This window comes from Porphyrobacter sp. CACIAM 03H1 (assembly GCF_002215495.1).
Classification (GTDB): Bacteria; Pseudomonadota; Alphaproteobacteria; order Sphingomonadales; family Sphingomonadaceae; genus Erythrobacter.
The window spans coordinates 1,585,667-1,596,945 of the sequence record NZ_CP021378.1; the positions used below are offsets into that span (position 1 = coordinate 1,585,667).

An 11,279-nucleotide genomic window follows, 5' to 3' on the forward strand; every position below is an offset into this window, starting at 1 on the left:
ATCGCCTTTCGACTTCGCTCGAGGCGAACGGAGTTTGGGCTAGAGCACGCCCCCCGCCAGCCGGTCGATCGCGCCCTGCAGGATCACGGCGGCGGCATGGCTGTCGATCGCGGCGGCGCGTTTGGCGCGGCTCATGTCCATGCCGATCATCGCCGCCTCGGCGGCCTGCGTCGACCAGCGTTCGTCCCACAGCAGGAGGGGGAGGGCGAATGCCTCGGCGCAGTTCCTCGCATAGGCGCGCGAAGCCTGCGCGCGCGGCCCTTCCGATCCGTCCATGTTGCGCGGCAGGCCGAGGACGATGCCTTTGATGCTGCGGCTCCTGATCAGCGCCGCCAGCGTCTCGCGGTCCTTGCCCCATTTGCCGCGCTGGATCGTGGTGCCGTTGGTGGCGAAGCGCCAGCCCGCATCGCAGGTCGCGGTCCCGAGCGTCTTGGTGCCGAGGTCGAGCCCCAGCAGCACGCCGCCGTCTCCCACGGCTTCGCCGAAGCCGCGCGCGTCCTCGAAGATCAGTTCGCGGGCTTCCACGCGCCCACCCGCCGCGCCACGTCCGCCTTGGTGTTCGCCCAGAACAGCGGCAGGTCGTAGACGTGATAATTGTTCCCCGGCAGCACGTAGGAGCCCATCTCCGGCGGCGGCCCGATCAGCAGCAACCCGCGCCTGTCGCAGCGGGCGGGCACGAGCCCGGGCTGGAGCGTGCCCTTCTCCATGCTGTCCTCGGGCACCAGCGTGCCGAGATTGGCGCTGGCCGGCGCGCTCGCACCCGGGGTGCCGGTGAGCGGGTTGGTGCACAGCATCGGCTCGTTGCCCGGCGCCTTGCCGTCGAGCGCGGGGGTGCTTGCATAGGTCTCGAGCAGCGTGCCCGGGTCGGCCGGTTCGGCAAAGCTCGACCAGCTGACGACGCAGCCCGTCTGCTCGGGCGCGGCGCAGGCGGGCAGGCCCATCACCGGCAAGTCGTGCAGGGTCGAGACCGGCCAGCCGATCACATAGGCCGCCACCAGCCGCGACGCGACGGGCGTGCCCTTCACTTCCTCGGCGATGAGGCGCTTGAGGTGCAACGACCCTTGCGAATGGCCCGCCAGCACGATCGGCGTCCCCGGATCGACGCTGGAGAGGAAATAGCGGAAAGCCTCGCGCACGTCGGCATAGGCGGCATCGATCGCCTGCCTTGCCTCGGGCGCATCGGTGAGGAAGGCGCCGAAGGTCGCCTGGCGGTAGCGGGGCGCCCAGATTTCGGAGGCGGCGTTGAAGGGGCTCGCCATGCCGCGCAGATAGATGCGCGCGATTCGCTCGGCCTCGGGATCGCCGCCGTTTGCGAGCGGGGCGTTCCAGCTCGCGCGGTTGAGGTAGCTCGTCGGGTGGACGAAGAACACCGCAAAGGGAACCTTCGGCTCGGCCGGGGTCGGCAGCACGCCGCGGTCCGAGGCCCAGGCGGGCTGCCAGCGGGCCGGATCGCTGACGCCGATGCCGGGGCGCGAATGCCACAGCTTGGGGTCCTCGTAGGCGTTCGCTTCAAGCGGCTCGACCGGCGCAAAGGCGGCCGAGGGCACGAGCGCGATTTCGGCCAGTTCCTCCTGGAACAGCTCGTAAAGGATGCGCCCGCCGATCACGAGGATGAGGCAGAAGGCGATGAAATAGAGGAACTTGCGGGCCATTCTAAGGCTGTATCCTCAGCTTACTTTGCAGCGGCGCCCTCGGCGAGCGGCGGGCGCAGGGTCGTCCACGCGCGGTCGCCCCGCAGGCTCGAGAACCAGGTCGCCGGGTTCCAGGTGGTCGAACCGTTGAGGCTGAAGGTGATGAACTCCGCCCGCCCGCCGATATTGGCCAGCGGCACGCCGCCGCCCAGCCCGTTGGCGATGGCCGGTGCACGGCTGTCGGCGGAAAGATCGCGGTTGTCGCCCATCACGAAGACATTGCCCTCGGGCACGGTGTAGGGCCCGAAGTTGTCGAGCTCTTGGTCGGTATAGTCGATGGTGAGATAGGTCGCGCCGTTCGGCAGGGTCTCGCGCCAAGTCGGCGGGGCGTAGTATTCGCGCCCGTCGGGGCTGGTCTCGCGGAAGGGCTCGAAGGCGGTCAGGCAGGGGCCGTCCTTGCAAATGAGTTCGGGCTCGAAGGGGATGCGCACCTCGGGCACGACCTCCCGCCGGATCGGGGTGCCGTTGAGGATGATCTGGCCGCCGCGCACCTCGATCGTGTCGCCGGGCAAGGCGACGACCCGCTTGATGTAGTCCTCGTCGCGGGTGGGGTGCACGGGAATGACGATGTCGCCATACTCCGGGGTCGATCCCAGCACCCGCCAGTCGCCGCGCGGCAGGAGGTGGAAGCTCGCCGAGGCCCACGACCAGCCATAGGGATACTTGCTCACCACCAGCCGGTCGCCAACCCACAGGGTCGGCATCATCGACGTCGAGGGGATGTAGAAGGGCTTGGCCACGAGGCTGTGGAAGGCCAGCACCGCGAGCAGCATCAGCGCAAGGCCGCGGATCTCGGCGAGCCAGTTGACCTTCTCGGGAGCATCGCTCTGCGCCGCAGCGGCGGTTGCGGGGGCGGCCGGGGCCTCGCCTTCGGGGGCTGCGCTGTCCGGGGCAGGGCTGTCGGTCATCTGCGGGCTTTCGGTGGTTGCCATGAACGGAGGGCCTAGCGCAGGGGGATGGCTTCGATGATCACGAAGGCCTGCGCCCAGGGATGATCGTCGGTGAGGGTCAGGTGGATGCGCGCCTCATGGCCTTTCGGCGTCATTTCTTCAAGCCGCAAAGCCGCCCCGCCCGTGAGCGCGAGCGTCGGCGCGCCGGAGGGCGCGTTGACCACGCCGATGTCCTTCATGAAGACGCCGCGCTTGAAGCCCGTGCCGACCGCCTTGCTGAACGCCTCCTTGGCGGCGAAGCGCTTGGCATAGGTGCCGGCGATGGTGAAGGGGCGGCGGCGCGCCTTGGCGATTTCGACCTCGGTGAAGACGCGGTTCTCGAACCGCTCGCCGTAGCGTGCGAGCGAGTTGGCGATCCGCTCGATGTTGCAGAGATCGGAGCCCATGCCGATGATCATTTGAACGCCCTGATTATCACGGCCACCAGCAGGCCGACCGCGACCACGTGGAGCATCACCTGCGCCTTGAACAGCGGGTGCGCGAAGTCCCCCTTGGCGACGCGGCCAGCGCCGACGAAGCCGAAGATCATCAGCGCCACCCAGCCGACCGCGAAAACCCGCATGACGCCGGTATTGAGCGCAAAGCCGAGGAAGCCCACCGCCACCAGGAACAGCGCCGCCGCGCCGAAGGCCCAGCGCTTCTGCTCGCCGGTGAGCGGGGGAAGGTCGGGCGCGGTCACTAGCGGGCCTCGTCCATCAGTTCGCGCATCCGCCGGATCGCGTTCTCGAGTCCGACGAACACCGCCTCGCCGATCAGATAGTGGCCGATATTGAGCTCGGCGATCTGGGGGATGGCGGCGATGGGCTGGACATTGTCGAAGGTCAGGCCGTGGCCTGCGTGCGGCTCGATCCCGTTCTTGGCGGCGAGAGCGGCCATATCGGCGATGCGCTTCAGTTCGCGCGCCACTTTCTCCCTGTCGCCATCGAGAAAGGCGTGGGCATATTCGCCCGTGTGGAACTCCACCACGGGTGCGCCCAGCCGCAGCGCGGCGTCGAGCTGGCGTTCCTCGGCCTCGATGAACAGCGAGACGCGGATGCCTGCCGCGCGCAACTCCTCGACGATGGGGACCAGCGTGTTGTGCATCCCCGCCGCATCGAGCCCGCCCTCGGTGGTGCGCTCCTCGCGTTTCTCCGGGACGATGCAGGCGGCGTGGGGCTTGTGGCGCAGGGCGATGGCGAGCATCTCCGGTGTGGCGGCCATTTCGAGGTTCAGGGGCAGGTCGGTCGCCGCCTGGATGCGCGCCAAGTCCTCGTCGCGGATGTGGCGGCGGTCCTCGCGCAGGTGCGCGGTGATGCCGTCGCCGCCGACCGCCGCGACGATCTCTGCCGCGCGCACCGGATCGGGGTGATCCCCGCCGCGCGCGTTGCGGATCGTGGCGACGTGATCGATATTGACGCCGAGACGCAGGTGGTGGGGTTGGGTCAGGGTCATTCCTTCCGGCTGCCGGGCTTGGTCACTTCTACGGTCGCCAGCGCCGCAGGGATGTCGCTTTCGTCATAGGTCGGAAAATCGATGGCGAGCAGCGGGTAGAACGGCACGCCGAGATCGACCGAACCGCAGGAACGGTCGATAATCGCGCATTCGGCGATCACCTCGCCGCCTTCGCGCGCGACGGCAGCGATGGCCTCGCGGCTGGAGAGACCGGTGGTGACGACGTCCTCGACCATCAGCACCTTCGCGCCCGGCGCGAGCGCGAAGCCGCGGCGCAGGTGGAAGGTGCCCTCGGGCCGCTCAAGGAACAGCGCGTCCTTGCCCAGCGCCCGGCCGACCTCGTGGCCGATGATGATCCCGCCCATCGCCGGCGAGACGACGACATCCACCTTTTCAACCACTTCGGCAGGCAGGCCCGCGACCACCGCCTCGGCCAGCCGGGCGGCGCGGGCGGGGTTCATCAGCACCCGCGCGCACTGCAGGTAATGTCCGCTGTGGCGGCCCGAGGACAGCTTGAAATGGCCTTCCAGCAGGGCGCCGGAACTGCGGAACTCGGCCAGAACTTCCTCTTGCGTCACGAACGAACTCCTTAGAAAACCTGAGGGAAAGCGCCGACTTGCGCGTGCCACATGGGCCGGTGCATAATTTTCTCCCTAGAAGCGCTTGAGGCCCTCGGCAAGCATCGCTAAGGGCGGGGTTGAAGCTGGCCCTCGGCCGGCCAAACGCTGTCCGCAGCAGGTCTCAGGGGGGCCGGTCGCCGGGCAGTATGGGATCAGATACGTAGCATTTAGGCACATGACGATGGGTCAGAGGGACACCCGTATGAAGAAGGCTATTCTGGCGGCGCTGGCTGCCGGGCTGGCGGCGTTCACGCCGCTGGCCGTTGCGGCGCAGGACACCATCGCGCCCGGATCCAACGCGTCCGAAGCGGGTGTCGTCGAAGGCGCGCAGACCGCGCCCGGGCCTGAGGCCCTGCCGGGCAATCTCACCCCCGCCGAAGCCGCTGCCGCTCCCGCGGGCGAGGGTGCCTACACCCCGATGGCCCCGACCAAGGGCAAGGGCATGCCGACCTCCTATCAGGAGGATCCGGTCAAGAGCCTGACCTTCCAGGACCAGTATTCGGCCAACGGCGAATATGCGCTGTGGATGCATGACAGCATCCTGCTGCCGGTGATCACGGTGATCAGCCTGTTCGTGCTCGGCCTGCTGCTCTACGTCGTCGTGCGCTTCAACCGCCGCGCCAATCCGGTCGCTTCCAAGACCACGCACAACACCATGATCGAGGTGGTGTGGACGATCGTTCCGGTGATCATCCTCGTGATCATCGCCATCCCCTCGATCACGCTGCTGGCGCGCCAGTACGAGACTCCTCCCGCCGATGCCGTCACCATCAAGGCGACCGGCTACCAGTGGTACTGGGGCTACACCTATCCCGACCATGGCGAGATCGAGGTGATCTCGAACATGCTCGACGAGGCCGAGGCCGTGAAGCGCGGCGAGCCCGGGCAGCTCGCGGTCGACAACCGCATGGTCGTGCCCGCGGGCGTCCCGCTGCGCATCCAGACCACCGCGAGCGACGTGATCCACGCCTTCGCCGTCCCGTCGCTGTGGTTCAAGATGGACGCGGTTCCCGGGCGGCTCAACGAGAAGATGCTGACCATCAAGGAACCGGGCGTCTATTACGGCCAGTGTTCCGAGCTGTGCGGCGCGCGCCATGCCTACATGCCGATCGTCGTCGAGGCGCTTCCGCCCGCCGAGTTCGCTGCCTGGGTCCGGGCGCAGGGCGGGACGATGCCGGGCGAGGCCGACAACGGCGCGGCGACGGTCGCCCCCGCGGCGCCCGCAGCGACCGAGGCCGCCGCCCCGGCCGCGGCCGGCTGAGACAGAAACAAGAATTGAAGCAGAAGAGTAGCTGATCATGGCAACCACCGCAGAAGGCTTCGACATTCATCACGATCACGGGCACGACGCCCACGATCATGCGGACCACAAGCCGGGCTTCTTCGCCCGCTGGTTCATGTCGACCAACCACAAGGACATCGGCACGATGTATCTGATCTTCGCGATCATCGCGGGGATCGTCGGCGGTGCCATCTCGGGCATCATGCGCGTCGAGCTGCAGGAGCCGGGCATCCAGTACCTGCAGTGGTGGGCCCAGTTCATGGGTGGCGGCAGCGATCTGAACACCGCGCTCCACATGTGGAACGTGTTCATCACCGCGCACGGCCTCATCATGGTGTTCTTCATGGTCATGCCGGCGATGATCGGCGGCTTCGGCAACTGGTTCGTGCCGCTCATGATCGGCGCGCCGGACATGGCCTTCCCGCGCATGAACAACGTCTCCTTCTGGCTGACGGTCGCGGGCTTCTTCAGCCTGCTGTTCTCGCTCTTCGTGCCCGGCGGCACGGGTCCGGGCGCAGGCACCGGCTGGACGGTCTATGCCCCGCTCTCGACGAGCGGTTCGGTCGGGCCGGCGGTCGACTTCGCGATCTTCTCGCTGCACCTTGCCGGTGCCGGCTCGATCCTGGGCGCGACCAACTTCATCACCACCATCTTCAACATGCGCGCGCCGGGCATGACCCTGCACAAGATGCCGCTGTTCGTGTGGTCGGTGCTGGTCACCGCTTTCCTCCTGCTGCTGGCGCTCCCCGTTCTTGCGGCCGCGATCACCATGCTGCTGACCGACCGCAACTTCGGCACCACCTTCTTCAATCCGGCCGGCGGCGGCGATCCGGTGCTCTACCAGCACCTGTTCTGGTTCTTCGGCCATCCGGAAGTCTACATCATGATCCTGCCGGGCTTCGGCATGATCTCGCAGATCGTGGCGACCTTCTCGAAGAAGCCGGTGTTCGGCTACCTCGGCATGGCCTACGCCATGGTCGCGATCGGCGTCGTGGGCTTCATCGTCTGGGCGCACCACATGTACACCGTGGGCCTCGACGTGAACACGAAGATGTACTTCACCGCGGCGACGATGGTGATCGCTGTGCCGACCGGCGTGAAGATCTTCTCGTGGATCGCGACGATGTGGGGCGGCAGCCTCAGCTTCAAGTCGCCGATGGTCTGGTCGATGGGCTTCATCTTCCTGTTCACCGTGGGCGGCGTGACCGGCGTCGTGCTCGCCAACGGCGGGATCGACGACAACCTGCACGACACCTACTACGTCGTCGCGCACTTCCACTATGTGCTGTCGATGGGCGCGGTGTTCTCGATGTTCGCCGGCTTCTACTACTGGTTCCCGAAGATGAGCGGGCGGATGCACAGCGAGCTGCTGTCGCACCTCCACTTCTGGACCTTCTTCATCGGCGTGAACGTGATCTTCTTCCCGCAGCACTTCCTGGGCATGCAGGGGATGCCGCGCCGCTACCCCGACTATCCGGAAGCCTACACCTTCTGGCACGAGATCAGCACGCTGGGCTACTACATCATGGCCGGGTCGATGATCTTCTTCTTCGTCAACATCCTCTACGCGCTGGTTGCGGGCCGCAAGGCCGAGGCCAACCCGTGGGGCGAAGGCGCGACGACGCTCGAATGGACCCTGCCGAGCCCGCCGCCCTACCACCAGTTCGAGACGCTGCCGGTGATCACCGACGCGCACGACTACCACGATCACCGTCCGGTGACGGCGTGATCGGCTCCCTCGCCGGAGCGTGACAAACGGGGGGAGCGCGGGTCAGTGACCTCGCGCTCCTTGCCCTTAGAGCAAACGAGAGAATGGCCAGCACCGCACCCCAGACTGCCGCGACGATGCCGACGGAATGGCGTGACTTCTTCACGCTGACCAAGCCGCGCGTCATGACGCTGGTGATCTTCACCGCGATCTGCGGCGTGCTGGCGGCGCCGGGCTCGATCCATCCGGTGATCGGCTTTACCGCGATCCTGGCGATCGCGATGGGCGCCGGTGGCTCGGCGGTGCTCAACCAGTGGTGGGAAGCCGACATAGACGCCGGCATGAAGCGCACCATGAACCGTCCGCTTCCGGGCGGCCGGATGCGGCGCGAGGATGCGCGCGACTTCGGCATCTTCCTGTCGGGCGTGTCGATTGTGCTGATGGGCCTTGCGGTGGGCTGGCTCGCGGCGGCGCTGCTGCTGGGCGCGATCATCTATTACGCGGTGATCTACACCATGTGGCTGAAGCCGCGCACTCCGCAGAACATCGTCATCGGCGGCGGCGCCGGGGCCTTTCCGCCGCTGATCGGCTGGGTGGCGGTGACGGGCGAGGTGACGGCGATGCCGATCCTCCTCTTCGCGATCATCTTCTTCTGGACCCCGCCGCACTTCTGGGCGCTCGCGCTGTTCGTGCAGTCGGACTACGCCAAGGTCGGCATCCCGATGCTCCCCGTTGTCGCGGGCGAGAAGGCGACCCGCAACCAGATCATGCTCTACACCCTGGTGCTCGCACCCATCGCCATCGCCCCCTGGGCCATCGGCGGCACGAGCTGGATCTATGGTTCGGTCGCGGTGGTGCTCTCTGCGCTGTTCGTGGTGCTGGCCATGCCGGTCTTCACCCGGATGCGCGCCGAGGTCGACGCCATGACGCCGGAAAAGACGCTCTTCAAGTTCTCGATCGTCTATCTCTTCGTGCTGTTCGCCGCGCTGGTTGCCGACCGCGTCGCGGCCTATCAGGGGTGGATTGCATGACCCCCGAGGAAGAGAAGGAATTCCTGCGCCGCCGCAAGGCGCGCAATCTGGTGGTCGCAGGAACGCTGCTGTTCTTCGTGATCCTGTTCTACGCCATCACCATGGTCCGTATCGGAGGGCAGGGCTGATGGCGAGCGCCGCGCCCGTCAGCATCGAAACCGCGCGCAGCAACCTGCGCGTCGGCCTGCTCGCCTTTGCGGGCGCGCTGGCAATGCTCGGCCTCGGCTATGCCTCGGTGCCGCTCTATCGCCTCTTCTGCCAGGTCACCGGCTTCGGCGGCACGACCATGCAGGCGACCGAGAGCGACGCCGCCCGCGCCGCCTCGCTCGCCACGGGGCAGAAAATCTCGATCCGCTTCGACGCCACGACGGCGATGGGGATGCCGTGGACCTTCCGCCCTGCGCAGGCGACCGACACCGTCACCATCGGCGAGCGCGACATCGCGACCTACATCGCCCGCAACGACAGCGATGTGGCCGTAACCGGTATGGCGACCTTCAACGTCGAGCCCGAACAGGCCGGCAAGTACTTCAACAAGATCCAGTGCTTCTGCTTCACCGAGCAGACGTTGCAGCCCGGGCAGGAAGTGACCATGCCCGTGCTCTACTACGTCGATCCGGCGGCACTCGATGACCCGAACATGAAGGGTGTCGAGCAGATCACGCTGAGCTACACTTTCCACCGCGCGAAGGACCCGGCCCGCCCGGCGTCCTCGGGCACGAACTGATCCGCTAAACCCAGGGACGGGAACGACCACATGGCTGGCAAGGCAAACCACGATTACCACATTCTCGAACCCGATATCTGGCCGCTCGTCGGCTCGATCTCGGCGCTGACCTTCACCAGCGGCATGGTGCTGAGCTGGCACCCCGACCTGTTCGGGGCCTCGGCCAGCTTCGTCATGTGGGCAGGCCTTGCGGGCCTGATCGCCACCTTCTTCATGTGGTTCAAGAACATCGTGATCGAAGCCCAGCGCGGCGATCACACTCCGGTGGTGCAGCTCCACATGCGCTACGGCATGATCCTGTTCATCGCCTCGGAGGTGATGTTCTTCGTCGGCTGGTTCTGGAGCTTCTTCGACTTCGCGCTGTTCCCGACGCCGCTTGAATTCGACCACGCGACCGGCGCGACCACCAGCCTGTTCGGCACCGAGGGCGCCATCGCCGCCTTCATCCCGGAAGGCATGGAGGTGCTCGATCCCTTCGCGCTGCCGCTGCTCAACACGCTGATCCTGCTGTGCTCGGGCACCACGGTGACGTGGGCGCACCACTCGCTGATCCACGGCGACCGCCAGGGCCTCAAGCAGGGCCTGTGGGCGACGATCGCGCTGGGCGTGCTGTTCAGCTGCATCCAGGCCTACGAATACAGTGTCGCGCCCTTCGGCTTCGGCGGGAACACCTATTCCTCGGCCTTCTACATGGCGACCGGCTTCCACGGCTTCCACGTGCTGATCGGCACGATCTTCCTCGCCGTCTGCCTCTACCGCGCCTATCTCGGCCACTTCACCCCGCGCCAGCACTTCGGCTTCGAGGCTGCCGCGTGGTACTGGCACTTCGTCGACGTGGTGTGGCTGTTCCTCTTCGTCGCCGTCTACGTGTGGGGCGGCTGGGGTGCCGAATATCACTGATGCGGCACGGGCCATCCGGTCCGCGTGATCAGAAGGGGCAGCCGGGACTCGTCTCGGCTGCCCTTTCCGGTTTGTGCCCCCGCTGCGGATCGAAGACGCTTTTCTCTGCACCCGCGGGGCTGGCGGACGAATGCGCGAACTGCGGGCTCGATTTCCTCGCTCTGGAGCGGGGCGGACGCTTCGTCGGCGTGGTCACGATGCTGCTGGCGCTGGTGCTGATCCTTGCCGCGCTCGCGGTCGACGAATGGCTGCGCCCGCCGCTGTGGGCGACCTTTCTGTTCTGGGGGCCGGTGACCGTGGCAACGGTGATCGGCGGGCTCAGGCTCTACAAGACGATGTGGGTTTACCACCAATTCGAGGAACGCCAGCCATGAGCCGCCCATTGCCCTTCTTTGCGACGCTTGTCGTGCTCGCCGCGGTTGGCACCATGATCGCCCTGGGGGTGTGGCAGCTGGGGCGCCGGTCCGAGAAGGAGGCGCTGATCGCCAACTACGAGGCGGTGGCAGCATCGAGCGAGGCGGTGGATTTCCCGGTAGGTGGCGGCGGCGAGGGCGTGCTGTTTCGCCGCAGCCGGTTCGACTGCACGAAGGTGAGCGACATCGCTGCCGTTTCGGGCACCTCGGCCCGGGGCGAGAAGGGCTGGGTTCAGCGCGCGACCTGCGCGGTCGGTCCGGATGCCGCCGTCACGGTCGATCTCGGTTTCAGCCGCGATCTCGCCACGCCCGCCTTCACCGGAGGCGAGATCACCGGCATCATCGCCCCCGGTCCGCGCCTTGTCGCCGATCCGCCGGTCGCTGGCCTCCAGCCGATGGGCAAGCCCGATCCGGGCGACCTTCCCAACAACCACCTCGCCTATGCCGGGCAATGGTTCTTCTTCGCCCTGACCGCGCTTGTCATCTACGTGCTGGCATTAAGGCGGCGTCGCGGGTAGGCGCTGTC

15 protein-coding genes are annotated in these 11,279 nt (G+C 66.9%); 8 read left to right on the forward strand and 7 right to left on the reverse strand.

The genetic code is table 11. From position 1 onward, the window contains the following. Positions 1 to 39: 39 nt before the first annotated feature. From ruvX to pyrE, 7 genes are read right to left on the reverse strand one after another with little or no spacing between them, the layout of a single operon-like run. The gene (gene ruvX / locus CBR61_RS07485) at positions 40 to 525 is read right to left on the reverse strand and encodes a Holliday junction resolvase RuvX (protein WP_088913798.1); all 486 of its coding nucleotides are present in this window, start codon (positions 523 to 525) and stop codon (positions 40 to 42) included. Further along, complete coding sequence (locus CBR61_RS07490) at positions 507 to 1,652, reverse strand: DUF3089 domain-containing protein (RefSeq protein WP_088913799.1); 1,146 nt, start codon at positions 1,650 to 1,652, stop codon at positions 507 to 509. Before CBR61_RS07490 ends, ruvX begins: the two co-directional genes overlap by 19 nt. A gap of 20 nt (positions 1,653 to 1,672) precedes the next feature. Beyond that, positions 1,673 to 2,623, reverse strand: a complete 951-nt coding sequence (gene lepB / locus CBR61_RS07495) for a signal peptidase I (RefSeq protein ID WP_233996905.1) — start codon at positions 2,621 to 2,623, stop codon at positions 1,673 to 1,675. A gap of 11 nt (positions 2,624 to 2,634) precedes the next feature. Further along, entirely contained in the window at positions 2,635 to 3,039 is a 405-nt protein-coding gene (acpS, locus tag CBR61_RS07500) for a holo-ACP synthase (RefSeq protein ID WP_088913800.1), read from the reverse strand. Next, entirely contained in the window at positions 3,036 to 3,320 is a 285-nt protein-coding gene (locus CBR61_RS07505; protein WP_088913801.1) for a pyridoxal phosphate biosynthetic protein, read from the reverse strand. The genes acpS and CBR61_RS07505 overlap by 4 nt, the downstream gene beginning before the upstream one ends. Beyond that, positions 3,320 to 4,072, reverse strand: a complete 753-nt coding sequence (locus CBR61_RS07510) for a pyridoxine 5'-phosphate synthase (protein WP_088913802.1) — start codon at positions 4,070 to 4,072, stop codon at positions 3,320 to 3,322. Before CBR61_RS07510 ends, CBR61_RS07505 begins: the two co-directional genes overlap by 1 nt. After that, positions 4,069 to 4,650, reverse strand: a complete 582-nt coding sequence (pyrE, locus tag CBR61_RS07515; RefSeq protein WP_088913803.1) for an orotate phosphoribosyltransferase — start codon at positions 4,648 to 4,650, stop codon at positions 4,069 to 4,071. The genes CBR61_RS07510 and pyrE overlap by 4 nt, the downstream gene beginning before the upstream one ends. Positions 4,651 to 4,894: 244 nt before the next feature. Between pyrE and coxB the strand changes: the two genes are divergently transcribed. The 8 genes from coxB (at position 4,895) to CBR61_RS07550 (ending at position 11,271) form a co-directional block, all read left to right on the forward strand. Next, complete coding sequence (gene coxB / locus CBR61_RS07520; RefSeq protein WP_088913804.1) at positions 4,895 to 5,953, forward strand: cytochrome c oxidase subunit II; 1,059 nt, start codon at positions 4,895 to 4,897, stop codon at positions 5,951 to 5,953. Between the two features lie 37 nt (positions 5,954 to 5,990). Continuing rightward, the gene (ctaD, locus tag CBR61_RS07525; RefSeq protein WP_088913805.1) at positions 5,991 to 7,703 is read left to right on the forward strand and encodes a cytochrome c oxidase subunit I; all 1,713 of its coding nucleotides are present in this window, start codon (positions 5,991 to 5,993) and stop codon (positions 7,701 to 7,703) included. 83 nt (positions 7,704 to 7,786) lie between these two features. Then, positions 7,787 to 8,713 (forward strand): heme o synthase, encoded by a 927-nt coding sequence (locus CBR61_RS07530; RefSeq protein ID WP_088913806.1) that lies wholly within the window; start codon positions 7,787 to 7,789, stop codon positions 8,711 to 8,713. Then, positions 8,710 to 8,841, forward strand: a complete 132-nt coding sequence (locus tag CBR61_RS17230) for a hypothetical protein (protein ID WP_267890710.1) — start codon at positions 8,710 to 8,712, stop codon at positions 8,839 to 8,841. Before CBR61_RS07530 ends, CBR61_RS17230 begins: the two co-directional genes overlap by 4 nt. Continuing rightward, positions 8,841 to 9,440 (forward strand): cytochrome c oxidase assembly protein, encoded by a 600-nt coding sequence (locus CBR61_RS07535; protein ID WP_088913807.1) that lies wholly within the window; start codon positions 8,841 to 8,843, stop codon positions 9,438 to 9,440. The genes CBR61_RS17230 and CBR61_RS07535 overlap by 1 nt, the downstream gene beginning before the upstream one ends. A gap of 30 nt (positions 9,441 to 9,470) precedes the next feature. Next, positions 9,471 to 10,340: a cytochrome c oxidase subunit 3 gene (locus CBR61_RS07540; RefSeq protein WP_088913808.1), complete on the forward strand. Its 870-nt coding sequence runs from the start codon at positions 9,471 to 9,473 to the stop codon at positions 10,338 to 10,340. After that, positions 10,340 to 10,714 (forward strand): DUF983 domain-containing protein, encoded by a 375-nt coding sequence (locus tag CBR61_RS07545; protein WP_233996906.1) that lies wholly within the window; start codon positions 10,340 to 10,342, stop codon positions 10,712 to 10,714. The genes CBR61_RS07540 and CBR61_RS07545 overlap by 1 nt, the downstream gene beginning before the upstream one ends. Beyond that, positions 10,711 to 11,271, forward strand: coding sequence for an SURF1 family protein (locus CBR61_RS07550; protein WP_088913810.1), 561 nt, complete (start codon positions 10,711 to 10,713; stop codon positions 11,269 to 11,271). The genes CBR61_RS07545 and CBR61_RS07550 overlap by 4 nt, the downstream gene beginning before the upstream one ends. The last annotated feature ends 8 nt before the right edge of the window (positions 11,272 to 11,279 follow it).